Origin of the sequence: Sphingobium sp. MP9-4 (assembly GCF_005281675.1) — a bacterium.
GTDB lineage: Bacteria > Pseudomonadota > Alphaproteobacteria > Sphingomonadales > Sphingomonadaceae > Sphingobium > Sphingobium yanoikuyae.
Window position 1 is genome coordinate 56,810 of the sequence record NZ_LUFI01000029.1, and the last position, 23,535, is coordinate 80,344.

General features: G+C 65.8%; 24 protein-coding genes. 7 read left to right on the forward strand and 17 right to left on the reverse strand.

The window, feature by feature from the left end:
- Window positions 1-14: 14 nt before the first annotated feature.
- The 5 genes from ssb to A0U87_RS09395 all read right to left on the reverse strand — a co-directional run bounded on the left by ssb (window position 15) and on the right by A0U87_RS09395 (window position 4,459).
- Window positions 15-641 carry a single-stranded DNA-binding protein gene (gene ssb / locus A0U87_RS09375; protein ID WP_048938122.1) on the reverse strand — a complete coding sequence of 209 codons (627 nt, stop codon included), beginning with the start codon at window positions 639-641 and terminating at the stop codon, window positions 15-17.
- A gap of 75 nt (window positions 642-716) precedes the next feature.
- A complete protein-coding gene (locus A0U87_RS09380) occupies window positions 717-2,573 on the reverse strand; it encodes a ferrous iron transporter B (RefSeq protein WP_048938121.1) in 1,857 nt (618 codons plus the stop codon).
- Window positions 2,570-2,827, reverse strand: coding sequence for a FeoA family protein (locus tag A0U87_RS09385; RefSeq protein ID WP_017501101.1), 258 nt, complete (start codon window positions 2,825-2,827; stop codon window positions 2,570-2,572). Before A0U87_RS09385 ends, A0U87_RS09380 begins: the two co-directional genes overlap by 4 nt.
- Window positions 2,828-2,902: 75 nt before the next feature.
- Complete coding sequence (locus A0U87_RS09390) at window positions 2,903-3,568, reverse strand: COQ9 family protein (RefSeq protein ID WP_048938120.1); 666 nt, start codon at window positions 3,566-3,568, stop codon at window positions 2,903-2,905.
- A 9-nt stretch (window positions 3,569-3,577) separates the two neighbouring features.
- Entirely contained in the window at window positions 3,578-4,459 is an 882-nt protein-coding gene (locus A0U87_RS09395; protein ID WP_048938119.1) for a DMT family transporter, read from the reverse strand.
- Between the two features lie 68 nt (window positions 4,460-4,527).
- Between A0U87_RS09395 and A0U87_RS09400 the strand changes: the two genes are divergently transcribed.
- Complete coding sequence (locus A0U87_RS09400; protein WP_137405459.1) at window positions 4,528-5,619, forward strand: alkene reductase; 1,092 nt, start codon at window positions 4,528-4,530, stop codon at window positions 5,617-5,619.
- A gap of 75 nt (window positions 5,620-5,694) precedes the next feature.
- Here A0U87_RS09400 and ribH read toward each other — a convergent pair whose 3' ends face one another.
- From ribH to A0U87_RS09430, 6 genes are all read right to left on the reverse strand, one after another.
- Window positions 5,695-6,117, reverse strand: coding sequence for a 6,7-dimethyl-8-ribityllumazine synthase (ribH, locus tag A0U87_RS09405; protein WP_048938117.1), 423 nt, complete (start codon window positions 6,115-6,117; stop codon window positions 5,695-5,697).
- Window positions 6,118-6,128: 11 nt separating this feature from the next.
- Window positions 6,129-7,409 (reverse strand): 3,4-dihydroxy-2-butanone-4-phosphate synthase, encoded by a 1,281-nt coding sequence (gene ribB, locus A0U87_RS09410; protein ID WP_048938116.1) that lies wholly within the window; start codon window positions 7,407-7,409, stop codon window positions 6,129-6,131.
- A 73-nt stretch (window positions 7,410-7,482) separates the two neighbouring features.
- Window positions 7,483-8,091, reverse strand: a complete 609-nt coding sequence (locus tag A0U87_RS09415; RefSeq protein ID WP_048938115.1) for a riboflavin synthase — start codon at window positions 8,089-8,091, stop codon at window positions 7,483-7,485.
- A gap of 36 nt (window positions 8,092-8,127) precedes the next feature.
- Window positions 8,128-9,081 (reverse strand): bifunctional diaminohydroxyphosphoribosylaminopyrimidine deaminase/5-amino-6-(5-phosphoribosylamino)uracil reductase RibD, encoded by a 954-nt coding sequence (gene ribD / locus A0U87_RS09420; RefSeq protein ID WP_048938114.1) that lies wholly within the window; start codon window positions 9,079-9,081, stop codon window positions 8,128-8,130.
- A gap of 35 nt (window positions 9,082-9,116) precedes the next feature.
- Window positions 9,117-9,617 carry a hypothetical protein gene (locus tag A0U87_RS09425; RefSeq protein WP_048938113.1) on the reverse strand — a complete coding sequence of 167 codons (501 nt, stop codon included), beginning with the start codon at window positions 9,615-9,617 and terminating at the stop codon, window positions 9,117-9,119.
- 51 nt (window positions 9,618-9,668) lie between these two features.
- Window positions 9,669-10,358 (reverse strand): energy transducer TonB, encoded by a 690-nt coding sequence (locus tag A0U87_RS09430; protein ID WP_048938112.1) that lies wholly within the window; start codon window positions 10,356-10,358, stop codon window positions 9,669-9,671.
- Between the two features lie 187 nt (window positions 10,359-10,545).
- On the opposite strand from A0U87_RS09430, the gene A0U87_RS09435 reads away from it, so the two are divergent.
- The gene (locus tag A0U87_RS09435) at window positions 10,546-11,154 is read left to right on the forward strand and encodes a hypothetical protein (protein ID WP_048938111.1); all 609 of its coding nucleotides are present in this window, start codon (window positions 10,546-10,548) and stop codon (window positions 11,152-11,154) included.
- Window positions 11,155-11,244: 90 nt separating this feature from the next.
- Here the strand turns inward: A0U87_RS09435 and A0U87_RS09440 are convergent, their stop codons facing one another.
- The 3 genes from A0U87_RS09440 to A0U87_RS09450 form a co-directional block, all read right to left on the reverse strand.
- Complete coding sequence (locus tag A0U87_RS09440; RefSeq protein WP_048938110.1) at window positions 11,245-12,510, reverse strand: DUF445 domain-containing protein; 1,266 nt, start codon at window positions 12,508-12,510, stop codon at window positions 11,245-11,247.
- An 81-nt stretch (window positions 12,511-12,591) separates the two neighbouring features.
- Entirely contained in the window at window positions 12,592-15,756 is a 3,165-nt protein-coding gene (locus A0U87_RS09445) for an efflux RND transporter permease subunit (RefSeq protein WP_048938109.1), read from the reverse strand.
- Between the two features lie 92 nt (window positions 15,757-15,848).
- The gene (locus A0U87_RS09450; RefSeq protein WP_048938108.1) at window positions 15,849-17,021 is read right to left on the reverse strand and encodes an efflux RND transporter periplasmic adaptor subunit; all 1,173 of its coding nucleotides are present in this window, start codon (window positions 17,019-17,021) and stop codon (window positions 15,849-15,851) included.
- Window positions 17,022-17,253: 232 nt separating this feature from the next.
- Between A0U87_RS09450 and A0U87_RS09455 the strand changes: the two genes are divergently transcribed.
- Window positions 17,254-17,502: a GlsB/YeaQ/YmgE family stress response membrane protein gene (locus A0U87_RS09455; RefSeq protein ID WP_026109172.1), complete on the forward strand. Its 249-nt coding sequence runs from the start codon at window positions 17,254-17,256 to the stop codon at window positions 17,500-17,502.
- A gap of 60 nt (window positions 17,503-17,562) precedes the next feature.
- Here A0U87_RS09455 and A0U87_RS09460 read toward each other — a convergent pair whose 3' ends face one another.
- The 3 genes from A0U87_RS09460 to A0U87_RS27015 form a co-directional block, all read right to left on the reverse strand.
- On the reverse strand, window positions 17,563-17,820 hold the full coding sequence (locus tag A0U87_RS09460) for a GlsB/YeaQ/YmgE family stress response membrane protein (RefSeq protein WP_004208845.1): 258 nt from the start codon (window positions 17,818-17,820) through the stop codon (window positions 17,563-17,565).
- Window positions 17,821-18,014: 194 nt separating this feature from the next.
- Window positions 18,015-18,314: a DUF1153 domain-containing protein gene (locus A0U87_RS09465; protein WP_004208844.1), complete on the reverse strand. Its 300-nt coding sequence runs from the start codon at window positions 18,312-18,314 to the stop codon at window positions 18,015-18,017.
- A 107-nt stretch (window positions 18,315-18,421) separates the two neighbouring features.
- Window positions 18,422-18,550 (reverse strand): hypothetical protein, encoded by a 129-nt coding sequence (locus tag A0U87_RS27015; protein ID WP_268801522.1) that lies wholly within the window; start codon window positions 18,548-18,550, stop codon window positions 18,422-18,424.
- Between the two features lie 294 nt (window positions 18,551-18,844).
- Here A0U87_RS27015 and mnmA point away from each other — a divergent pair, with 294 nt between their 5' ends.
- From mnmA to hisD, 4 genes are all read left to right on the forward strand, one after another.
- Window positions 18,845-19,951 (forward strand): tRNA 2-thiouridine(34) synthase MnmA, encoded by a 1,107-nt coding sequence (mnmA, locus tag A0U87_RS09475; protein WP_010336936.1) that lies wholly within the window; start codon window positions 18,845-18,847, stop codon window positions 19,949-19,951.
- Window positions 19,952-20,051: 100 nt separating this feature from the next.
- The gene (locus A0U87_RS09480; protein ID WP_048938107.1) at window positions 20,052-21,515 is read left to right on the forward strand and encodes a CYTH and CHAD domain-containing protein; all 1,464 of its coding nucleotides are present in this window, start codon (window positions 20,052-20,054) and stop codon (window positions 21,513-21,515) included.
- Window positions 21,516-21,581: 66 nt separating this feature from the next.
- The gene (gene hisG, locus A0U87_RS09485; RefSeq protein WP_004208839.1) at window positions 21,582-22,244 is read left to right on the forward strand and encodes an ATP phosphoribosyltransferase; all 663 of its coding nucleotides are present in this window, start codon (window positions 21,582-21,584) and stop codon (window positions 22,242-22,244) included.
- Window positions 22,234-23,520: a histidinol dehydrogenase gene (gene hisD, locus A0U87_RS09490; RefSeq protein ID WP_048938106.1), complete on the forward strand. Its 1,287-nt coding sequence runs from the start codon at window positions 22,234-22,236 to the stop codon at window positions 23,518-23,520. The genes hisG and hisD overlap by 11 nt, the downstream gene beginning before the upstream one ends.
- Window positions 23,521-23,535: the final 15 nt, after the last annotated feature.

A 23,535-nucleotide genomic window follows, 5' to 3' on the forward strand; every position in this document is an offset into this window, starting at 1 on the left:
GTGGAAAGGACCGATCAGAACGGGACTTCGTCGTCCAGGTCGTTGTCGAAGTTCGGGCCGCCCTGACCGCCGCCCGAGGCGCGTCCGCCGCCGAAGCCGCCACCCTGGTTGCCGCCGCCCGACGAGCGCCCGCCACCAAAGCCGCCGCCACTGTTGCCGCCGCCGAAATCGTCATAATCGCCGCCGCCAAAGCCGCCGCTGCTCGCGCCCCAATCGCTGACGCCCTGGTTGCCGCCGCCCGAGGAGCGCCCACCGCCATAGCCACCGCCCTGGCCGCCACCGCCGCCAGGCGCGCCGTCCAGCATGGTCAGCACCGCGCCGGGGCCCGACAGGGCGACCTCGGTGGTGTAGCGGTCATTGCCATTATTGTCCTGCCACTTGCGGGTGCGCAGCTGGCCCTCGATGTAGATCTTCGATCCCTTGCGCAGGAAGCGCTCGGCGACGCCCACCAGGCCTTCGGAATTGATGACGACGCTATGCCATTCGGTGCGCTCCTTGCGCTCCCCCGACATGCGGTCCTTCCAGCTTTCCGAGGTCGCGATCCGCAGGTTGCAGATCTTGCCGCCATTCTGGAAGCTCTTCACTTCCGGGTCGGCCCCCAGATTCCCAATGAGAATGACCTTGTTGACCGAGCCTGCCATGATTCCTCCGAAAGCACTAAAGGCGCCGTTATAGAAGCCTCGAAGAACAAAGCTAGGCCAAAGGCCAGCTTGGGATCATCCGAGTCCCATCGCGACCGCCGCCCAATATGTCACGCCCGCCGCGGCGTAGGCCAGCACGAACAGGTAACCAATCATGAACAATGGCCATTTCCAGCCATTGGTCTCGCGCCTTGTGACAGCGATGGTCGAAATGCACTGCGGCGCGAACACGAACCAGGCCAGGAAGGCGAGGGCTGTGGCCAGGCTCCAGCGGCCGGCCAGCCGGTCGCCCAGTCCCTGTTCCAGCGCCTCGGCATCATCCTCGGCATCGATCGCATAGACGGTGGCGATGGCGGAGACGGCGACTTCGCGCGCCGCCATGCTGGGCAGCAGGGCCAGCGAAATGTCGCGGTTGAAGCCGATCGGCTCGACCAGCACGTTGATGCCGCCCGCGATCCGCCCGGCGATCGAATATTCGCTCTGCTTCACGCCCTCGGGCGCATGAGGGAAGCTGGCCAGCACCCACAGCACGATATTGGTGGCCAGGATGATGGTGCCGGCGCGCTTCAGGAAGATGACGCCGCGCTGCCACAGGCCGATCAGGATATCCTGCGGCCGGGGCCACTGATATTTCGGCATTTCCATCAGGAACCCGCCGCTGCGGCCCTTGGCCACGGTCAGGCGCAGTGCCCAGGCGGCCAGCATGGCACCGACGATGCCGGCGACATAGAGCAGGAACAGCACCAGCCCCTGGAGGCCGATGCCCGGCCCCACGCTGCGCGCCGGAATGAAGGCGGCGATGATCAGGCCATAGACCGGCAGTCGCGCCGAACAGGTCATCAGCGGCGCGATCAGGATCGTGGTCAGCCGGTCCTTGGGGTCGCTGATCGTGCGCGTCGCCATGATTCCCGGCACGGCGCAGGCGAAGGAGGAGAGGAGGGGGATGAAGGCCCGGCCCGACAGGCCGACCTTGGCCATGATGCCGTCCATCAGGAAGGCGGCACGGGCCATATAGCCGGTCGCCTCCAGCATCAGGATGAAGAAGAAGAGGATCAGGATCTGCGGCAGGAACACGATCACCGCGCCGACGCCGCCGACCACGCCCTGCAGCAGGAAGTCGTGGATGATGCCAGGCGGCAAAGTGTTGGTCACCGCCTCACCCAGCGCCGTGACCCAGCCTTCCAGCATGTCGGCGGGCACCGATGCCCAGGAAAAGACCGCCTGGAACATCACGAACAACAGACCCAGCAGCAGGGCGAGGCCCAGGACCGGGTGCAACGCGACCCGGTCGACCGCCGCCGTCAGCCGGCGCGACGGGGTTTCGCGCACGATCGCAGCGCGGGCGATGCGCCGGGCCTCGCGGCGCACGGCGTCGAAATCGGGTTCACCGGCGGAGGCGCGCAACATGCCCGTCTGCGCGCCGAGCAGCGTTTCCAGCTCGGTCTTGAGATGATCCAGGCCGCGCTTGCGCACCGCCACGGTGGACACCACCGGCACGCCCAGTTCGCGCGCCAGCACATTGGCGTCCAGTTCCAGCCCGTCGCGGGTGGCCAGATCGACCATGTTGAGTGCGACGACGGTGGGCAGGCCCAGCGCGATCAGCTCCAGCGCAAAGCGCAGATGATTGTCGAGGTTTGACGCGTCGACCACGATCACCAGCGCGTCGGGCAGCTTCTCGCCAGCCTGCTTGCCCAGCACGAAGTCGCGCGTCACCTGTTCGTCGGGGCTGGCCGGCGACAGGCTGTAGGTGCCGGGCAGGTCGACCAGTTCGACTGGCCGCCCGTCGGCCAGTGACAGCCGGCCCGCCTTGCGCTCCACCGTGACGCCCGGATAATTGCCCAGCTTCTGCCGCGCGCCGGTCAGCGCGTTGAACAGGGCGCTCTTGCCCGCATTGGGATTGCCGACCAGCGCGACAAGGGGAAGGCCGCTCATGCCTGCGCCTCCTGCGGGCCGGTGCTGACCTCCACGGCGGCGGCATGGTTGCGGCGCATCGCCACCGTCATGCGCCCGATCTTCACCGCCAGCGGTCCACGACCCAGCAGGCCGCCATGATGCAGCGCCTCGACGCTGGCGCCTTCGCACAGGCCGAACTCGCGCAGGCGCTGTCCTTCCACGGACGACAGCGATTCCCAGTCGATGGTTTCAACAAAAGCGGGTTGGCGCAGGGGCAGATCGGTCAGGCGCAAGGAGGATGGACTCTTAACCAGAAATCAGATTTGCGACTGACTATCAATTACGTCTGGTGAAGGCCAGCCCGAACTTCACACCGCCGGGTAGCGCAGCCGGCCGATGAAGCGCGACAGGCTGAGATGCTCGCCATCGCCCACGCCCTTGAACCGGGCCTTCATCTTCTCGAAGCGCATGATCCCCTCGATCCGTCGCGTCAGGAATGCGCGGCTGTCGGCATGATCCTCGCTCTCGTCATTGACGAAGGTCAGCAGCGTCGCGGCATAGATGCTGCCGAGCGTCGCGCGCTTGCTATAATGGTTGAGGTCGGTGGCGGTGTCGCCCGCTGCCCGCCACATGATATCGGCGGCGTGCCAGCCCAGCTTGGCGGCGCGCACGGCATTGGTCGGCATCGCCAGAATCGCCTGCGCCCGGCGCAGCGCTTCGCGGTCGGGCGCCAACAGGGCCAGGCGGGTCTCGATCAGCGCGCTGATCTTCTTGCGGATCGACATGGCGGCCAGCTTTTCGGGGGGGGACGCCTCCAGCATCCGCGTGTCGATGCTGGCGAACCAGGCTTCGATCATGCCCATGGCGCCGCCGTCGAAGGCCAGCGCGGCAACATCGGCATCGATGCCCTTTTCCGCCGCCGCCATCGCCACCGCTTCGGGCCGCCAGCCGTCAAAGGCGGCGTGGCGCGGCAGGATCGGCGCCAGCAGCGCGCGGATTTCGTCCAGGGTCAGGTCTTGGTTCTGGTCGCTCATGGTCGTAACCTAGGCCCGTCGGGGCAGGCGCACAAGCACCAGTGCGACCGCCACGGCCACGCCGCCGACAATGTCGGTCGCGCTCAATGTTTCGCCGAACAGCAGCCACCCGGCCAGCGCGGCGACGGCAGGTTGCAGCAACAGGCTCAGCCCCAGCACCAGCGGTGAAAAGCAACCGAGCGCATAGGTGAGCAGCCCCTGGCCGACGATCTGGCTGGACAGGGCGAGGATGATGAGCGGCGTCCAGTCCTGCGGCATCACCGCTTCGCCCATCGCATTGGCGGCGAGCAGCAGCGGCAAGGCCCCGGCTGCGCTGACGACCGCCAGCACCGACCAGCTGTCCAGCCGCTTGCGCGCGCCCTGGATCAGCAGAAGATAGGTGGTGTAGAGCAGCCCGGCGAGCAGGCAGAACAGGTCTCCCTTCAGGTTTGCGGGGGACAGCTCATAGCTGCTGCCCATCAATATGGCCGCGCCGATCGCGGCCAGGATCAGCGCCCCGATCTGCAGCTTCGATACATGTTCGCGCAGCACGATGAGGCCCCAGAGCGGTAGCATCAGCGCGCTCATATTGCCGAACAGCGTCGCGTTGGCGACCTTGGTATGGCCGATGCCCAGATGCCAGGCGGCCAGATCGGCGGCAAAGCAGACGCCGGCCAGAATCACGATCGTCCACTGGCCGCGCGACAAGCGGCTCTTGCGCAGCTTCGGCAATGCCAGGATGAACAGGAAGGGCATGGCGATCGCCAGTCGCCAGAAGGCGGCGGCCACCGGCCCGACATCGGCCAGCCGCACCAGCACCGGTCCCAGCGCCAGAATGATATTGGCCAGGATCAGCGCCGGAAAAGCGAGTCTGGGCGTCGCGATATGCGCCATGGGGGTTGAAGCGGCCATGGCGGCTCCCTAGCTGGCTTTCTGCATCAAGTCCCGTTGCAAATTGCAACGTTCATGAGGGAGGTTTCATGACCACTATTTTCGATCCGATACAGCTCGGCGCCGATACCGCCGCCAACCGCGCCATCATGGCGCCGCTCACCCGTGGCCGCGCCACCCGCGATCATGTCCCGACCCCGATCATGGTCGATTATTATGCGCAGCGCGCCTCGGCCGGCCTCATCATCAGCGAGGCGACCGGCATTTCGCACCAGGGCCTGGGCTGGCCCTATGCGCCGGGCCTCTGGTCCGACGAACAGGTTGCGGCCTGGAAGCCGGTCACCCAGGCCGTGCATGACAAGGGCGGGCTGATCGTCGCCCAGCTCTGGCATATGGGCCGCGCCGTTCATTCGGCTGTCACCGGCGAGCAGCCGGTTTCCTCCAGTGCCACCGCGACGCCGGGCGATGCCCATACCTATGAAGGCAAGAAGCCCTATGAGGTCGCCCGTCCACTGGCGATCGACGAAATTCCCGGCATCATCGCCGACTATGTGAAGGCGGCCAACAATGCGATCGCCGCCGGCTTCGACGGGGTCCAGATCCACGCCGCGAACGGCTATCTGATCGACCAGTTCCTGCGCGACAACAGCAATTTCCGCGATGATATCTATGGCGGCAGCATCGAAAATCGCGTCCGCCTGCTGCGTGAAGTGACTCAGGCGGTGGTCGATGCGATCGGCGCCGATCGCGTGTCCGTGCGCCTGTCGCCCAATGGCGATACCCAGGGCGTCAATGACAGCAATCCCGAGCCGCTGTTTGCCGCCGCCGCCGATGTGATGAACCAGATCGGCATCGCCTTCCTCGAACTGCGCGAGCCTGGCCCGGACGGCACCTTCGGCGCCACCGACGTGCCGCGCCTGTCGCCGCTGATCCGCCAGCATTTCAAGGGACCGCTGGTTCTCAACAGCGATTATGGGCTGGATCGTGCGCAGGCCGATCTCGCCTCTGGCCTGGCCGACGCGATCAGCTTTGGCCGCCCCTTCCTCGCCAATCCCGATCTGGTCGATCGCCTGCGCGAAGGCGCGCCGCTGACCCAGGCGCAGATGGCGACCTTCTACAGCCAGGGCGCGGAAGGCTATACCGACTATCCGACCCTGGCCGAGGAAAAGGCGGCCGCCTGATTCTTCGGCAGCAATGAATAAGGGCGCGTTCCTCGCGGAGCGCGCCCTTCCTTGTGTCTGCCAAAAGGCCGCGGATCAGACCGCGAAACGCTCGCGCAGGCCCAGCATGGCGATCGCCGCCTTGGCCGCTTCGCCGCCCTTGTCCTTCTGGTCGGGACGGGCGCGGACCAGGGCCTGCTCCTCATTCTCGACGGTCAGGATGCCGTTGCCGATTGCGATAGCGTCCATGCTCAGCGCCATCAGGCCGCGCGCGCTTTCGTTCGACACCACTTCGAAATGATAGGTTTCGCCGCGGATCACCACGCCGATCGCGACGAAGCCGTCATAGCGGCCGGTCTCGGCTGCCAGTGCGATCGCGCCGGGGATTTCCAGCGCGCCCGGAACGGTCACCACCTCATATTTGTGGCCGGCTTCATCCAGCGCAGCCTTCGCGCCTTCGATCAGCAGGTCGTTGAGATGGTCGTAGAAGCGGGCTTCGACGATGAGAAACTTGGCCATGCGAATATCCTTCAGAGCTCGATCGGACGCTGCCCAACCACGGCCAGGTCATAGCCGTCAAGGGCGATCAGGCTGTGCTGGGTGTTGCTGAGCAGGATCATGTCATGCACGCCCAGTTCCGCCAGGATCTGCGCGCCTACGCCATAGTCGCGCAGTTCGTCCATGCCGCCCGGCTGCTTGCCGGCATGGGCCTGGATCATGCGGGTCAGCATGTCGGGTTCGCCGTCACGCAACAGCACGACCACGCCGGCGCCTTCCTTATTGATGATTTCCATCGATCGGGCCAGCATGTCGCCACGCGGGCCTTCGGCACCGAAAATGTCGCTCAGTGGTGCCAGCTGGTGCATGCGCACCAGGGTCGGCTGGTCGGGGTCGACCTTGCCCTTCTGCAGCACCAACTGTTCCGACTTAGTCGCCTTGTTGAAGAAGGTGATCGCCTTCCATTCGCCGCCCCACTTGCTGTCAAAGACGGTTTCGGCGCGGCGCTCGACCACATGGTCATGACGGCGACGATAGGCGATCAGGTCGCGGATCGTGCCGATCTTCATCTTGTGCTTGGCAGCGAAGGGGATGAGGTCGTCGAGGCGCGCCATCGTGCCGTCATCCTTCATCACCTCGCAGATGACGCCGGACGGGTTCAGGCCAGCCAGGCGGGCGACATCGACGGCGGCCTCGGTATGGCCGGTGCGCACCAGCACCCCGCCGTCCTTGGCGATCAGCGGGAAGATATGGCCCGGTGTGACGATGTCCCGCTTGCTCTTGCCGGAATCGATCGCGACCGAGACGGTGCGGGCGCGGTCGGCGGCGCTGATGCCCGTGGTGACGCCTTCGCGCGCCTCGATCGACACGGTGAAGGCGGTCTCATGGCGGGTGCCGTTGTTGCGGCTCATCAGGTCCAGGCCCAGTTCCTCGACCCGGCCCTTGGTCAGCGCCAGGCAGATGAGGCCGCGGCCATGGGTGGCCATGAAGTTGATCGCGTCCGGGGTCGCCATTTGGGCGGGGATGACCAGATCGCCCTCATTTTCGCGATCCTCGTCATCGACCAGGATGAACATGCGGCCGTTGCGGGCCTCGTTGATGATTTCCTCGGGGCTGGCAAGTGCGGTGCCGCCCTCGCGCTTGAGCAGATAGGCTTCCAGCTTGCCCAGCGTCTCGGCCGTCGGGTTCCAGTCGCCTTCGCCCAGCTTGCGCAGGCTGTTGGCGTGCAGGCCGGCGGCGCGCGCCAGACCCGATCGGGACATGCCACCATCGGTAACGAGGGCGCGGACGGAATCGATAAGCGAGGACGACATAAACACTCCTTCCCGGATCGGGTATGGGAGTTATATCACATTGCAATGTGATTTCTTCAAGGGTGAAATCACATCATTTGCTGCGAAGGCTCTGCATCCGGTCGAGATAGCGGGCCAGCACATCGATCTCCAGGTTGAACGCCCGGCCGTCGGGCAGGCTGTCCAGCGTGGTGGCGATCGCGGTGTGCGGGATGATGTTGAGGCCGAAATGGACGCTGCCGTCGGGCTGGTCTTCGACGCTGTTCACGGTTAGCGAGATGCCGTCCAATGTGATCGACCCCTTGGCGGCCAGCGCGGCGGCCAGTTCGGCCGGTGCGCTGATGACCAGGCGGATCGAATCGCCCTCGCGGCTGGCCGACACCAGATGGCCGATGCCGTCGACATGGCCGGTGACGATATGGCCGCCCAGCTCGTCGCCGACCTTCAACGCGCGTTCCAGGTTGAGCTTGCCGCCCTGCGCCCACAGGCCCGGCGCGGTGCGGGCGACGGTCTCGGCCGACAGGTCGACCGCGAACCAGCCCGACCCCTTTTCCACCACCGTCAGGCAGGCGCCCGAACAGGCGATCGATGCGCCGATCGCGACCGTATCCATGTCATAGCCGCTTTCGATGACCAGGCGCAGGTCGCCGCGCTGCTCATGGGTGCGGATGGTGCCGATGTCGGTGATGATGCCGGTGAACATGGTGCCCAGATCCTTGGGAAAGAAATTTGCGCTGATCTAGGCGCTGCGCGTGCGCGCGTAAACCTCCAGCCGGTCCGGGTCGAACCGGCGCTCCTCGGTCTGGCGCCAGCGCCCATGGGCATCAGCCAGGTCGGTCAGGCCGATATCGCCGATCCCGGCCAGGCCCGACCCGATCAGGATCGGCGCGCGATAGAGTAGCAGCCGGTCGACCAGATCGGCACGCAGGAAGGCGGCGGCGGTCTCGGCGCCGCCCTCGATCATCAGATGATCGACCCGGTCGAGCGTCGCGATATCCTCCGGATCGGCAATCGCGCTCCAGCCTTCGGGCGCCGGGCCACGGCTCAGCAGCAGCCGGCGCGGCGATCGCTCCTCCAGCCCCGGCAGGCGCACATCCAGACTGGGCGCATCGGCGCGCAGCGTGCCGCCGCCGACCAGGATGGCGTCATGCCGTGCCCGCTCCAGATGGGCATGGGCACGGGCATCCGGCCCGGTGATCCAGCGACTCGACCCGTCAGCCAGCGCGATCCGCCCGTCGAGCGTGAGGCCCAGCTTCAGCGTCACTGCCGGGCGCCCCAGAGTCTGGCGCAGCACGAAGCCGCGCATCGCCTCGGCGGCCTCGGCCGCCATCAGCCCCATCTCGACCACAACGCCACGCTCGCGCAGCCAGGCGGCGCCTTGGCCATCGGTGCGCGGATCGGGATCGCGCAGGGCAATCACGACTCGGGCGACGCCGGCGCGCGCCATCAGGTCGGCGCAGCGCGGCCCGCGCGGGCTGAGGTGAAAACAGGGCTCGAGCGTGACATAGGCGGTGGCACCTTCGGCCCGGTCCATCGCCTCGTCCAGCGCCTGCGCCTCGGCATGAGGGCGGCCGCCCTTCTGGGTCCAGCCGCGACCGACGACATGGCCACCGCGCACGATCAGGCAGCCGACATTGGGGTTGGGGGTCGACAGGCCCCGGCCACGTTCTGACAGGGCAATCGCCGCCGCCATGTAGCGACGGTCAGCGGCGACGTCTGTGGTCATGGTCAGGGTTTGGCGGTCGCCGCGTCGACCTTCTGTTCGGCCTCCGCCTTGGCCAGCCGCTGGTCCAGCAAGCCATTGATCTGGCGGACGGCCTCCTTGCGCCGTGCGGTGTTGCGGGCCTCTTCGTCGCGCCATTCGATGCCGAATGCGTCGGCATAGCCCTGCATCTTCTTCTGCTGCTTGACGAGGGCCGCCTCGCGCTTGGCGAAGTCGATCTTCTGCTGCAGGATCACCGCCGCGTCGGATCGGTTCGCATCCCAGCTCTGGACATAGATGATCTTGTTGCGGGTCGGCATCGTGTTGGTGTTCGCATCGACGATGAACGCCCATACGATTACATAGGTGAAGGCCGCGGACACGCCGAGCAGCGGCCATTTATGCTGGCGCTGCTGCCGGAAATAGCTCCAGAAATCACCAAAGGCGCTCTTGGGAGAAACGGGACGGGGAAATATCGCCATGCCGCGCTTATAGGGCAGGGCGGGCGCGGATGCAAAATGATCCATCGAACATCCCTCCATGAAGGAACGGGCGGGCTATGCCCGCCCGTCCTCTGCTCAGCGATCGGTCAGGGTGAAGCGCACGGTCAGCGTCTTGACGCTGCTCACAGCAACACCGTCGCGCGTTGCCGGCCGGAAGCGCCATTTGCGCAGCGCATGCTTCTGGGTCGCGAGCCAGAAACTCTCGTCGGTCGCCGAAATCTTGACGATGTCGCTGACGCGGCCTTCCGGACTGATGGTGACGCGCACGGTGACGTTGCCTTCCAGCCCCTGGCGGATCATCGCGCCGGGATAATCGGGCTGGAAAGAACCCAGGGCGTTTGGCGCTATCGTCGCATCGATCAGGACCGGGATATGTGGCGGGGGCAGGGGCAGATCGATGACCGTCCCGGTTCCGGAGCCGTCAAAGGACGAGGATGGGCCGGTTTCGACCGTCGGGCCGGCCGGAACGGGCATCGGTATGATCGGATCGGTGGTGGTCGGCTTTTGCGGCAGCGGGTTGGTCTGGACCGTCTGGGTGGTCGGTTCCGGTGGTGCCGGTTCAGGCGGCGGGGGCAGCGGTACGGGATAGCCGGTGATCGGCGGCGTCGGCCGTACCCAGTCGATGACCTCCTTGGGCATCAGCAGGAAGGCGCCGACGACCACGGCATGGACCGCGATTGCCCCGCCGATCCCGATCGGTGATTTGCGCCGCGCGGCATAGCCCGACCGGGTCGCATCCTGTGTCGGTTGCATCGTCATATACATGGACTGCACCCTCCTCTCGTGGCGCCAACTCTCTGGCGCCCATGGAATGATACAACATCAAAATATGTTATGTTGCAACATCAATTTTCAGGAGGGCGGTGCGCCTGAAATATTCGCGCTGCCTCGGGACATATCGGGGCAATGCGGCGATGCGAGACACTGCGGCAACGCAAATTCAGGAACTCCGATGCGCCTTCCCACGATGCTGCTATTGTCGACCTTGTTGCTGCCGGTGCCACTGTTCGCCCAGCAGCCAGCCGATCTGTCTGCGCGGACGGAAGGTCCGCATGACGGCGGGGCACGACCCGATGGGCCCTGGGCTGCCGATGCCGACGGTGATGGCCGGATCACGCGGGACGAGATGCAGGCCTGGCTCGACCGCCGTTTTTCGGCGATGGATTCGGACGGCGATGGGGCGATTTCAACTGACGCCATGCAGCAGATGCTGGGCCATCAGCGCGGCCCGCGCCAGGAAGGGCAGGGCGAACGCCGGCATGGCCGTGGTGGTCCTGGCGGCGGCCCCGGTGGCGCCGGCGGCCCTCCGCCCGGTGGTCCGCCATCCGGCCCGCGGCCGGGCGGCCAGGGTGGCGAGACCGCTCCACCCCCACCTCCGGGCCGCGCCATGCCCTATCCCGAGGATGGCAATGAGGATGGCGTGATCGATCGCGCCGAATTTTCCGCCCCATCGCTCGCCATGTTCCATGATCTAGACCGCAATGGCGACGGCGTGTTGAGCGCCGATGAGCTGCCGCCATCGCCGCCGCCACCGGGGGGAGAGGGCGGTCCCGAAGACTGATGTTCAGCTAGGAACCGGAAGCCGTCTCCTCTGTGCGACCGGTTCCGGTCGGGGCGCGTCGTTTTTGGCCCGATGCGCCCCGACCATTTCTCAGAAGAATGTGTCGATGGCGTGGATCGCCAGCCCCACCAGTCCGCCGACCAGCGTGCCGTTGATGCGGATATATTGCAGGTCGCGGCCGACCGCGTTCTCCAGCCGGCTGGTGACCGTGCCGGCGTCCCATCCGCGCACCGTCTCGCTCACCAGCTTGACGATCGAATCGCCATAGGTCGCCGTCGCCCCGACCGCGCCGCGCCGCACGAAGCGATTGATCACCAGTTTCAGCCGCGCATCCTCCTGCAGGGTGCCGCCCAGTTGCTGCAACGCCTCGCCCAGTCGCCCGGCCATCGCCTTGCCGGGATCGCGCACCGCACGCAGCAGGCCGGTGCGGGCCTGTTCCCACATCCCCTCGATCCAGCGCTGCATCGCCGGATTGTCGAGTATCTCGTCGCGGATCTTGGCCGCCTTCGCCTGCATCTCGATGTCGAACTGCAGGTCGAAGGCAAGCTTGGCCATGCCTTCCTCGGCCTTGAGGCGCAGGCTGTGGCCAGGATCGGCGGCCATGTCCGCCAACAACTTGCGCAGGCCGCCGAGAATCGCATTGGCCAGATTTTCGTCCAGCCCGGTCCAGCGCAGCACCGTGCCCGCGCGCTCATGCACCATCTGGCGGATCAGATGGTCATTCGCCTCCAGCGCCCTGTCTGCCCACTGGATGATGCCATCCATCACCGGCGCATGGCGGCCGTCGCGCATCGCGGCCTCGATTGCTTGCCCCACCAGCGGGCCGACATTGATCGCGCGCAGCCGCTGGCCGATCGCACCCTTCACCATGCCGCCCAACCGTTCCTGGTCCAGCGCCTCCAGCATGTCGGCCAGCAGCCGGGATGCGCCCATGCGCAGTCGGCCGTCGCCGGCGGACGGGCTGGCGAGGAAACGGCCGGCCGCACCGGCCACGTCCATGCCGCGCATCCGCCGCGCGACGACGGCCGGGGTCAGGAAATTGTCGCGCAGGAACACCGCCAGCGTGTCGCCGATCCGGTCCTTGTTGCGCGGAATGATCGCCGTATGCGGGATCGGCAGGCCAAGCGGATGGCGGAACAGGGCGGTGACCGCGAACCAGTCGGCCAGGCCGCCGACCATCGCCGCCTCGGCAAAGGCCTGGACGAAGCCGATAGCGGGATGGAGATGCACGGTGGCGCGCGCCGCGATGAAGATCGCCGCCATCGCCAGCAACATCCCCGTCGCCACCAGCCGCATGCGCCGCGCGGGATGGGCGGCGGCGTCGAGGGGCGAACGGGGCATGCGCAGCAGCTTCATGGCGGTGAAACGGTTACGCGCCCGTTTCGTTCAGGCAAGCCCCATATTTTGCCATGGGGCTGCCCGCGCGATCCCGGCCCCTTATTCCGCCGGCTGGGCATGGCTGCCCGAATGGTCGTCATGCGACTTGTGGGTCAGGAAGCGGCGGCTGAGCCGTGGCCCGGCCCATTGCTCGACGCCCAGTGCCAGGCTGAACACGGCCGGCACGATCACCAGCGTCAGCACCGTCGACAGCAGCAGGCCGCCGATCACCGTGATGCCCATCGGCGCGCGCCAGGCGGCGTCACCCGACAGCGAAAGGGCGGTCGGCACCATGCCCGCGACCATGGCGACCGTGGTCATCACGATCGGCTGCGCACGCTTGTGACCGGCGTCGAGAATCGCCTCCTGCTTGGGCACGCCCTTCTCCATCTCCTCCAGCGCGAAGTCGATCACCAGGATCGAGTTCTTGGCGACGATGCCCAGCAGCATCAGCAGGCCGATGAACACCGGCAGCGACATGGGCTGGCCGGCAATGTGCAGCGCGATCGCCCCGCCCAGCGGCGCGAGCAGCAGCGACCCCAGATTCACGAAGGGCGGCATGATCCGCTTGTAGAGCAGCACCAGCACCGCCAGCACCAGCATGATGCCGGAGAAGACGGCGATCACGAAGTTGGTCAGCATTTCCGCCTGGAACTTGCTGTCGCCCGCCTCGATCTTCTGCACGCCCTGGATGCGGCCTTCCTTGATGGCCTTCATCGTCGGCAGCTCGTTGATCTTCTGATTGGCCTGGCTGGTGACGATGCCGGGCGCCAGGTCCGCGCCGACGACGACGCGGCGGATCTGGTTATAGCGGCGAATCTGCGTCGGGCCTGCGCCAAAGCTGATGTCGGCGACCACCTTGAGCGGGACCGAACCACCCGACACGGTCGGCACCGGCATATTCTCGATCGTGGCGATATCCTTGCGGCTATCCTCGGCCAGGGCGACACGGATCGGGATCTGGCGATCAGACAGCGAGAATTTGGCGACATTCTGGTCGATGTCGCCGATCGTGGCGATGCGGATCGACTGGCTGAGCGCAGCGGTCGTCACGCCCATGCTGGCGGCCAGGTCGAGGCGCGGCTTGATGATGATTTCGGGCCGCTGCATGTCGCCCTGTACGCGCGGCGCGCGCAGTTCGCGGATGCCGGCCATTTCATGCACCAACTGGTTGGCGGTCTTTTCCAGCAGCTCCGGATCGTCCGAACCATACATCATGATGATGTCGCGGCCGAAGCCGCCGCCCGACTGCGACTGGAAATTGACCCGTGCATCGGCGATCGTCTGGAACTTGGGCGCGATCTTGCGTTCCCAATCCACCGACGACATCGGCCGGGTCTTCTTGAGAGTCAGGAAGATGTCGGCGCTGGTCGGCTCGATATCGGCAAAGGCGGCCTCGACCACATCCGTGTCGGCGGCCAGCATGTCGGCCACCTTGCGGGTGATGGCGGTGGTCTGCTCCAGCGTGCTGCCCGGCACGGTCTCGATCTTCACCTGGCTGAAATCGGTGTTGATCGTCGGCTGGAAGGTCATGGGCAAAGTGCCAAATGCGAACAGGGTCGCCACGAAGGCGAGCATGCCGATGCCCAGAGTCCACACGCGATGGTCGACGAAGAAGGCGACGAAGCGGTTGCGGAAACCGCCGCGCGCGCGGCGGGCCTTCGCCCTGCGCTGGTCCAGCGACCAGTGGAGCACGCTCATATAGCGGTCCATCAGCCAGCCCTCGCCATGGCTCGCCTCGCCATGGGCCTTCAGGAAATAGGCTGCGATCATCGGCGTGATCAGGCGCGCCACGGCCAGGCTCATCAGCACCGACACGACCACGGTCATGCCGAACTGGATGAAGAACTGACCCGAAATGCCCGGCATCAGTGCGACCGGCAGGAACACCGCGACGATCGCCATGGTGGTCGCCAGCACGGCCAGGCCGATTTCGTCGGCCGCGTCGATCGATGCCTGATAGGCCGATTTGCCCATGCGCATGTGGCGCACGATATTCTCGATCTCCACGATGGCGTCATCGACCAGCACGCCCGCCACCAGGCTCAATGCCAGCAGCGAAATGCCGTTCAGCGTAAAGCCCAGCATGTCCATGAACCAGAAGGACGGGATCGCCGACAGCGGGATGGCGAGGGCGGAGATCATCGTCGCGCGCCAGTCGCGCAGGAACAGGAAGACGATGACGACCGCCAGCACCGCGCCCTCGATCATCGCCGACATGGCACTGTGATACTGGCCGCGTGTATATTCGACGCTCGAATAGAGCTGCTTGAACTGGACCTTGGGATTTTCCTTCTTCAGCTTGTCCAGCACCTTCATGGCATCGTCATAGACGGTGACGTCGGACGATCCCTTGGCCTTTTCCAGGCTGAAACTGGTCACCTGCCGGCCGTTCATCAACGCCAGGCTGCGCTGTTCGGCATACATGTCGCGAACATCGGCAATATCGGCCAGCTTGACCGTGCGACCGCCGGAAATGGCGATCTGGGTCTGGCCCAGATCATGGGCGTTGCGGGCATTGCCCAGCACGCGGATCGATTGTTCGGCACCGGCAATTTCGGTGCGTCCGCCGGCCGCGTTGATGTTGACCTGGCTCAGCTGCGCATTCACCTGGGCGGCGGTGACGCCATAGGCCTGCAGGCGGGCAGGATCCAGAATGACGCGGATCTCGCGGCTGACGCCGCCGCCGCGCCGCACCGCTGCCATGCCGCTGACAGACAGCAATCGCTTGGCGACCGTATTGTCGACATACCAGGATAGTTCCTCCAGCGTCATGTCGGTCGCTTCGGCGCTGAAATAGGCGATCGGGCCACCATCCACGTCGATGCGCTGGACCTGCGGTTCCAAAATGCCGTCGGGCAGGTCGCTACGAATCTGGTCGACGGCATTCTTGACGTCGTTGACCGCGCGATCGACCGGCGTGCCGATCTTGAACTGGACATTGGTCAGCGACTGTCCTTCGGACGCGAAGGAGGTGATGTCCTCGACCCCGCTGATGCCGCGCACAGCGGCCTCGACCCGCTGGGTCACCTGGGTTTCCAGTTCGGTCGGCGCGGCGCCCGGCTGGGACACGGTGACGCTGACCATGGGGAAGCTGATGTCGGGATTCTGGTTGATGTCCATCCGCAGGAAGCTGACGACACCGGCCAGCATCAGCGCGGCGAACAGGACCAGCGGCGGCACCGGATTGCGGATCGCCCATGCGGAGATATTGCGAAAACTCATGACGGGCTTCCCTCACCGGACGCCACCGCGCCCGCTTCCAATATTGTCAGTCCTGCCGGTCCGGGCATGGTGACCCGGCCGGGACCATTGCGTCAGCGCGCCTTGAGCGCTTCCGGCTTCACCTTCTGCCCCACGGTCAGGAAGGCGCCGGCCGACGTCACGATGCGCTCGGCGCCGGTGATGCCGCTGGTGATGGCGACGCCCGTGTCGGACACCTGGCCCACCTTCACGTCGCGCCGTTCGACCTGGTTCTTGCCGTTGACGATATAGACATAGCTGCCCTTGGCGTCGCTCTGCACCGCCGATTCCGGCAGCAGCGGGGCATTGCCCGAGCCGCTGGTGATCGTCGCCGACGCGAAGCCGCCGGGGCGGATCGCGTCATTATAGGCGACCGCGATGCGGGCGATGCCCTGACGGGTCTGCGGATCGACGACCGGTGATACCTGCCAGACGCGGCCGCTGAAATGCTGGTTGCTGCCGACCGGGGTCACGGTCGCGCTGTTGCCGGCGCGCAGCGTTGCCAGATCGGCTTCGGCCACCTGCGCCTGCATTTCCATCTCGCCATCCTTGGCCATGCGGAACAATGTGCCGCCGCCGGCCTGGACGATCTGGCCGGGCTCGACCGTGCGGGTCAGCACCAGGCCGGATGCCGGCGCGCGGATGTCCAGGCGGCCGGTGCGGGCGCGCTGCTCGGCCAGTTGCGCTTCGGCTACGCGGACCTGGGCGACGGCCTGGTCGCGGGTGGCGGTGCGCTGGTCGATGTCAGCGGCGCTGATGAAGCCGCGGCCGACCAGCGCCTTGGCGCGTTCCAACTGGGCCTGGGCCAGCTTGGCATTGGCACGCTGTACTTCGACCTGGGCGGCCAGCGAATTGACCTGCTCGCTCTGGACCGATCGTTCGACGGTGGCCAGCACCTGGCCGGCGCGGACCCAGTCGCCCGGCTGCACCAGCACGCGGGTCACCATGCCGCCTTCGCCGACCACGCCGACTGGCATGTCGACACGGGCGGCCAGCGATCCGGTGCTGCTCACGGTGCGGGCGACCATCGTCTGGCCGGGGGTCAGCACGGTCACGACCGGCGCCTGCGGTGCGGCGTCGGGTGCGGCGGCATCCTTGCCACGCATCGACAGCGCGGCAGCCGCCGCCACCAGCGCAACCGCAACAACGCCACCGATGATCAGCAGACGCCGGCGACGGCGAATCCGGTCTTCGTCATCGATCAGGATCGCGGACGATTCGCCCGTCAGCGTAGTTTCGTAATTCATGCCGTTTCCATCTCTCCGGCGGGTTCCGCCCAAACTCGGAACTGTGTTATATGAATATATCACCGCCCTCAAGCCCCAATATCACGGTTGGACGGGCCTTCGCAAAGCCAATTGTGCCGATGCGAAGGGGCTGGCGGGCTCTTGCATCTTGTCCGTCTCTTGCCAAAGGGGCCGGACTATGTCGCTATGCCGCGCCTTGGGGCGGGTTGGCTAATATAAGAGGATGCGCACCATGGAATTGCTGGGATGGATCATGACGGGCCTGCTCGCGGGAGCATTGGCGCGGCTGGTCATGCCGGGCCGCGATCCGGGGGGCTGCGTCGTCACCATCCTGTTGGGCATGGCCGGGGCCTTGCTGGCGGCCTTTGTCGGTCAGATCATGGGCTTCTACGCGCCGGGCGAGCATGCCAGTTTCATCGCCGCCGTGCTGGGCGCGATCGCGGTGCTGGCGCTCTATCGCTGGTTCAGCGTCCGGCGCTGACGCAAAAAGGCCGCGTCCTTCCTGGGAAGGCCGCGGCCTTTGAGATGGAATTCCGGGTCGTTAGCGGACCGATCCGCGCCGTACCAGGTTGACGATCGCCAGCAGGATGACCGCACCCAATAGCGAAACGAGGAAGCTGTAGAGCGTCAGTCCGGCATTGTTGATCGAGCCGCCGCTGAAGATCAGGCCGCCGATGAAGGCGCCGACAATGCCGACGACGATGTTCAGCAAAATGCCCTGCTGCGCGTCCGTGCGCATGATCATGCTGGCAAGCCAGCCAATGATGCCGCCGACGATAAGCCACAAGATGATGCCCATGTTACTCTCCTTGACCACACCCCCAACGGGTTGCTGGCTATTCAACCCGGAACATGGCTTCGCGTTCCCGCAGAAAATGATTCCGCCTTGGAAACTATCCCCAAGGCGCAATGCAAAAGGGGCCACCGGACGGTCTGTCCGGCGGCCCCTGCATCATCCTCTCCGGCGCGCGCCTGTCGGCGGCACCCGATCCCTCAATATTTCTGCTGCCGCTCGTAGAGCGACTTATAATATTGGATGCGCGTCACGCGCAGGCCATGCATGCCCGAACGGTCCACCGCCCGTTGCCAGCTGGCAAATTCTTCCAGCGTCAGGCTGTAGCGGGCGCATGCCTCGTCCACGGTCAGCAGGCCCCCATTGACGGCAGCGACGACTTCTGCCTTGCGACGCACGACCCAGCGGGTGGTGTTCACGGGCGGCAGATTTTCCAGCGTCAGGGGTTCGCCGAGCGGTCCTACGACCTGTGCAGGCCTGATTTTCTGGTTCTCTATCATCTTTACCCTCAATTAGCGGCATTGGCGTTGCCGAATTCAGCAGCGAAACCTCGTTGTCACATCAGCCCTGAAGATCGGCTAAAGCCCCAAGGTAAACACAGGCTTCATCATCCTTGCCCCACCCCTAAATGGCTCGCGATCAGCGGGTTAAAGCTTCCTGCGAGACGAACGGCTTCGATCTTGCCGTCGGAACGTGGCGCGAAAATCTCGGCCAGTTCCTGAATCCAGTCCTCCATCCCGTCCTGCCCCCGCAGGACGCCCGCGACCGCCAGGGCCGTGGGACTGGCCGCCTGCGCCGCAGCCGAAGCTGCCCGCAGGAAAGGCCAGGCCGGGACGCGTGCCCGGCCTGTCGGCCTTGTCAGAGCGGGTTTCAGCCCGCCTGTCCGGAGAAAACTCAGATCCATGACCAAGCTTCTACCGGGCTAATCGATAAGGTCCGGTAAATGCCGGACACATTTTCGTCATCGAAACGATACGCTTGTGGGGGAAGATGCTGGAACGCAGCGCCGCCTGCGACTATATGGGCGGCCATGCAGCCCGAATTTCAGCTCCCAGAGCCGCTCTCGCAGCGGCGCATTGTCGTTGCCATGTCCGGAGGCGTGGACAGCAGCGTCGTCGCTGCGCTGGCCGCCAAGACCGGAGCGGAAGTGATCGGCGTGACGCTCCAGCTCTATGATCATGGCGCCGCCGTCGGCCGCACCGGCAGCTGCTGCGCGGGGCAGGATATCCGCGATGCGCGCGCCGTCGCCGACCGCATTGGCATTGCGCATTATGTCTTTGATTATGAAAGCCAGTTTCGCGATTCGGTGATCGCAGACTTTGCCGATGAATATATGGCCGGCCGCACCCCCATCCCGTGCGTCAAATGCAATATGGGGGTGAAGTTCACCGATCTTTTCCAGATCGCGCGCGACCTGGGTGCCGACTGTCTGGCGACCGGTCATTATGTCCGCCGGGTTGAAGGGCCGCAGGGTGCCGAACTGCACCGCGCCGCCGATCCTGCGCGCGACCAGAGCTATTTTCTGTTCGCTACGACTCAGGCCCAGCTCGACTATCTGCGTTTCCCGTTGGGTGGTTTGCCCAAGCCGCAGGTGCGCGAAATCGCCGCCGAACTTGGCCTGTCGGTGGCGTTGAAGCCTGACAGTCAGGACATCTGCTTCGTGCCCGATGGCGATTATGCCAAGATCGTGCGCAAGCTGCGCCCCGATGCGGATGAGGGGGGCGATATCGTCCATGTCGATGGCCGGGTGCTGGGCCGGCACAAGGGGTTGATCCATTATACCGTCGGCCAGCGCAAGGGGCTGGAAATTGGTGGCCAGGCCGAACCGCTCTATGTCGTGCGGCTTGATGCCGAAGGACGGCGGGTGATCGTTGGGCCGAAGGTCGCGCTGGCCGTGTCGGGCGCGCGCCTCAGCGACATCAACTGGCTCGGTCGCGATTTTACCGGGCCTCTGACCGCCAAGGTCCGTTCCATGGCAAAGCCGGTTCCCGCGCGCCTCGAAGGCGATCGGCTGATCTTCGACGCGCCCGAATATGGCGTCGCGCCAGGGCAGGCCGCAGTCCTCTATGCCGGCGATCAGGTCCTGGGCGGCGGCTGGATCGCCGCGACCGAGGCTGCGCTGGCCGAGGCCGCCTGAGCCGGCGCCACGGTCAATTGTGACAATTATATTTCCTTTCGTGCCCGATTCGATCTAGCGTCCCCGCCCCGGGGCACCGCTCGCAACAAGGGGCGCACGGATGGACAACCGCGAAGTCGAGCTGAAGCTGGAATTTGACCCGGCCGATCGCGCTCTGCTGGCCGATGCACCGCTGTTCGCGGGGCAGAAGGGGCAGGCGGCCCATCTGGTTGCGACCTATTTCGACACCCCCGCGCTCGATCTGCACCGTGCCGGTTTTTCGCTGCGCGTCCGGCGCAAGGGGCGGGCCCATGTTCAGACGATCAAGGCCGATGGCGGCAGGGCGGCTGGCCTCTTTGCCCGCTCGGAATGGGAAAAGCCGGTCGACGGCAATGTCCCGCTGTTCGATTCGATTCCCGATCCGCTCGATCGGGCCGTCGGCGCCGCCACGGTCGCGACCGCCGACAAGATTTTCGTCACCGACATCGAACGCACCGTGCATCGGCTCGATCGGGACGGGCAGGGGGTCGAATGCGCGATCGACATTGGCCGGGTTCGGGTCGGCCGTCGTGCCACCCCGCTGGCAGAGGTGGAACTGGAATTATTGTCGGGTGAACCGGCCCTGCTTTTTTCGATGGCCCGCCAGCTCAACGATCTGGTGCCGCTGCGTCTGGGCATGCGCTCCAAGTCGGATCGCGGCTATGCCCTGCTCGCGAAGGAACGGCGCAAGCCGGCCAAGGCCGAACCCATTGCGATCGCACCAGACGCAACCGTCGAGCAGGCCTTTCGTCCCATCGCCCAGGGCTGCATCCGCCAATTCCGCCTGAACGAGGATCTGCTGCTCACCACCGGTACGCCGGGCGCCCTGCATCAGGCGCGGGTGGGGCTGCGGCGGCTGCGCTCGGCGCTGTCGATTTTTGCGCCTGTGCTCGCAGGCGATCCCGCGCTCGCGCCGCTCAAGGATGGTCTGCGAGCACTTGCCGCCACACTCGGCCGGGTCCGCAATATCGACGTGCTGCTGCCCAACCTGCCTGATGATGCCGCCGCCCGCCTCGCGCTTGTTCGTGCGGAAGCGCTGGCAGATGCCGAGCTTCGCCTGCAGGCGCGCGAGACCCGCATCCTGATGCTGGATCTCGCCGAATGGCTGGCGCTGGGTGACTGGTGTAGCCGACCGGCCGATGCCGCTTTGCTGCATGCGCCTGTCAGGCCCTTTGCTGCCGAAATCCTGTCGGATCGACGCAAGCGGCTGAAGCGCAAGGGGAAGAATCTTGCCAGGCGCAGCGACGAGCGGCGCCACCAGGCTCGCATCGCCGCCAAGAAACTCCGCTACACCAGCGAATTTTTCGCGCCGCTTTTCTCGAAGAACAAGCAGCAGCGGCGCCATGCTAATTTCTCGGCCATGCTGGAAAAGCTGCAGGATGATCTGGGCGCGCTCAACGATCTGGCGACCGCGCCCGCCACCCTCGCGGCGGCCGGTATCGACTTCGATTGGCCCGCGCCGGATGACAAGGCGCAGCGCCGCCTGCTGCGCCGCGCCGAAAAGGCCTATGCCGCTCTGCTCGACACCAGGCGCTTCTGGGGCTGAGCTTCCCGTCCTTCCTGGCCCGAAAATCTTGTGCTTTGGCGCATCGATGGCTAAGGCCCGCGGGTCATGACTCGCCCGATCACCTTCGCCATCCCCAAGGGCCGCATCCTCGAAGAGGCGCTGCCCCTGCTCGCCAAAGCCGGTATCGAACCGGAGGCGGAATTTCATGACAAGAAGAGCCGGGCGCTGCGCTTCGCCACCAACCGGCCCGACGTGTCGATCATCCGCGTGCGCGCCTTCGACGTGGCGACCTTCGTCGCCCATGGCGCAGCACAGATCGGCATTGTCGGTTCCGACGTGGTCGATGAGTTCGATTATTCCGAACTTTACGCGCCGGTGGACCTCAATATCGGCCATTGCCGCCTGTCGGTCGCCGAGCCGGCGGATGCCGGGGATGAAGATCAGGCGGCGATGAGCCATGTCCGCGTCGCCACCAAATATCCCCATCTCACCCGCAAATATTATGAGGCGCGCGGGCTTCAGGCCGAATGCGTGAAGCTCAATGGCGCGATGGAACTGGCCCCCTCGCTCGGCCTGTCGCGTCGCATCGTCGACCTTGTGTCCTCGGGCGCCACGCTCAAGGCCAATGGCCTGGTTGAAACCGCGATCATCATGCCGGTCTCGGCGCGGCTGATCGTCAATCGCGCCGCCTACAAGATGCGTTCGGCCGATCTCACCACGCTGGTGGAGGCGTTCCGCAAGGCCGTGGAGGTGCGCGATGCCGCTTAGGCTCGACAGCAAGGCCGCCGGCTTCGCCGCCGATTTCACCGCCCTGGTCGATGCCCGGCGCGAGGCGGATGAGGATGTGTCGCGCGACGTCAGCGCCATATTGACGGCCGTGCGCGCCCATGGCGACACCGCACTGGCCGATTATACCAGCCGCTTCGACCATCATGATCTGGACGTCAGCGGCTGGGCGGTCGACCCGGCCGATTGCCGCGCCGCGCTCGATGGCCTGTCGACGCCGCTGCGCGATGCGCTCGAACTCGCGGCCGCGCGCATCACTGCCTATCATGAAAAGCAAAGGCCGGTGGATAGTGACGGTATCGACGCCGCCGGCGTGCGCCTCGGCGCGCGCTGGACCGCGGTGGATGCTGCTGGCCTCTATGTGCCGGGTGGCCGCGCCGCCTATCCCAGCTCGCTGCTGATGAACGTCATCCCGGCCAAGGTCGCGGGCGTGCAGCGCATCGCCATGGTGACACCGACGCCGAAAGGCGAGATCAACCCGCTGGTGCTGGCCGCTGCCCAGATTGCGGGGATCGAGGAGATCTGGCGCGTCGGTGGCGCGCAGGCCGTCGCCGCGCTGGCCTATGGCACCGAACGGATCAAGCCGGTCGACGTCATCACCGGTCCCGGCAATGCCTGGGTCGCCGAAGCCAAGCGCCAGCTTTATGGCGTGGTCGGCATCGACATGGTCGCCGGTCCGTCCGAAATCGTCGTCGTCGCCGATGGCCGGAACGACGCCGACTGGATCGCTGCCGATCTCCTGAGCCAGTCGGAACATGACCCGACCAGCCAGTCGATCCTCTTCACCGACGATGCCGCCTTTGCCGATGCCGTCGAACAGGCCGTCATGCGCCGCTTGCCGCTGCTGTCGACGCAGGCCGTCGCCACCACCAGCTGGGCCGCCAATGGCGCGATCATCCTGGTGCGCGACCTGGATGAAGCGATGCCGCTGGTCGATCGACTCGCGCCCGAACATCTGGAACTGGCGGTGGACGATCCCGACCGCTATTTCGCGCAGGTCCGTCATGCCGGCTCGGTCTTCCTTGGCCGCATGACGCCCGAGGCGGTGGGCGATTATGTCGCTGGCCCCAACCATGTGCTGCCGACCGGTCGCCGGGCGCGCTTTTCCTCGGGCCTTTCGGTGCTCGATTTCATGAAGCGCACCAGTTTCCTTGGCCTTACCCCCGACGCGATCCAGGCGATCGGCCCCGCGGCCGTCGCTCTTGCGGAGGCGGAGGGGCTGCCCGCTCACGCCGCATCGGTCGCGCTGCGGCTCTGATTTCTTCCCGTTCGG

What these genes read in the sequence shown, in the direction of transcription:
- ssb (WP_048938122.1), bottom strand. Translation starts at nt 641, where the DNA reads ATGGCAGGCTCGGTCAACAAGGTCATTCTCATTGGGAATCTGGGGGCC.
- A0U87_RS09380 (WP_048938121.1), bottom strand. Translation starts at nt 2,573, where the DNA reads ATGAGCGGCCTTCCCCTTGTCGCGCTGGTCGGCAATCCCAATGCGGGC.
- A0U87_RS09390 (WP_048938120.1), bottom strand. Translation starts at nt 3,568, where the DNA reads ATGAGCGACCAGAACCAAGACCTGACCCTGGACGAAATCCGCGCGCTG.
- A0U87_RS09395 (WP_048938119.1), bottom strand. Translation starts at nt 4,459, where the DNA reads ATGGCCGCTTCAACCCCCATGGCGCATATCGCGACGCCCAGACTCGCT.
- A0U87_RS09400 (WP_137405459.1), top strand. Translation starts at nt 4,528, where the DNA reads ATGACCACTATTTTCGATCCGATACAGCTCGGCGCCGATACCGCCGCC.
- ribH (WP_048938117.1), bottom strand. Translation starts at nt 6,117, where the DNA reads ATGGCCAAGTTTCTCATCGTCGAAGCCCGCTTCTACGACCATCTCAAC.
- ribB (WP_048938116.1), bottom strand. Translation starts at nt 7,409, where the DNA reads ATGTCGTCCTCGCTTATCGATTCCGTCCGCGCCCTCGTTACCGATGGT.
- A0U87_RS09415 (WP_048938115.1), bottom strand. Translation starts at nt 8,091, where the DNA reads ATGTTCACCGGCATCATCACCGACATCGGCACCATCCGCACCCATGAG.
- ribD (WP_048938114.1), bottom strand. Translation starts at nt 9,081, where the DNA reads ATGGCGGCGGCGATTGCCCTGTCAGAACGTGGCCGGGGCCTGTCGACC.
- A0U87_RS09425 (WP_048938113.1), bottom strand. Translation starts at nt 9,617, where the DNA reads ATGGATCATTTTGCATCCGCGCCCGCCCTGCCCTATAAGCGCGGCATG.
- A0U87_RS09430 (WP_048938112.1), bottom strand. Translation starts at nt 10,358, where the DNA reads ATGTATATGACGATGCAACCGACACAGGATGCGACCCGGTCGGGCTAT.
- A0U87_RS09435 (WP_048938111.1), top strand. Translation starts at nt 10,546, where the DNA reads ATGCGCCTTCCCACGATGCTGCTATTGTCGACCTTGTTGCTGCCGGTG.
- A0U87_RS09440 (WP_048938110.1), bottom strand. Translation starts at nt 12,510, where the DNA reads ATGAAGCTGCTGCGCATGCCCCGTTCGCCCCTCGACGCCGCCGCCCAT.
- A0U87_RS09445 (WP_048938109.1), bottom strand. Translation starts at nt 15,756, where the DNA reads ATGAGTTTTCGCAATATCTCCGCATGGGCGATCCGCAATCCGGTGCCG.
- A0U87_RS09450 (WP_048938108.1), bottom strand. Translation starts at nt 17,021, where the DNA reads ATGAATTACGAAACTACGCTGACGGGCGAATCGTCCGCGATCCTGATC.
- A0U87_RS09455 (WP_026109172.1), top strand. Translation starts at nt 17,254, where the DNA reads ATGGAATTGCTGGGATGGATCATGACGGGCCTGCTCGCGGGAGCATTG.
- A0U87_RS09460 (WP_004208845.1), bottom strand. Translation starts at nt 17,820, where the DNA reads ATGGGCATCATCTTGTGGCTTATCGTCGGCGGCATCATTGGCTGGCTT.
- A0U87_RS09465 (WP_004208844.1), bottom strand. Translation starts at nt 18,314, where the DNA reads ATGATAGAGAACCAGAAAATCAGGCCTGCACAGGTCGTAGGACCGCTC.
- A0U87_RS27015 (WP_268801522.1), bottom strand. Translation starts at nt 18,550, where the DNA reads ATGGAGGACTGGATTCAGGAACTGGCCGAGATTTTCGCGCCACGTTCC.
- mnmA (WP_010336936.1), top strand. Translation starts at nt 18,845, where the DNA reads ATGCAGCCCGAATTTCAGCTCCCAGAGCCGCTCTCGCAGCGGCGCATT.
- A0U87_RS09480 (WP_048938107.1), top strand. Translation starts at nt 20,052, where the DNA reads ATGGACAACCGCGAAGTCGAGCTGAAGCTGGAATTTGACCCGGCCGAT.
- hisG (WP_004208839.1), top strand. Translation starts at nt 21,582, where the DNA reads ATGACTCGCCCGATCACCTTCGCCATCCCCAAGGGCCGCATCCTCGAA.
- hisD (WP_048938106.1), top strand. Translation starts at nt 22,234, where the DNA reads ATGCCGCTTAGGCTCGACAGCAAGGCCGCCGGCTTCGCCGCCGATTTC.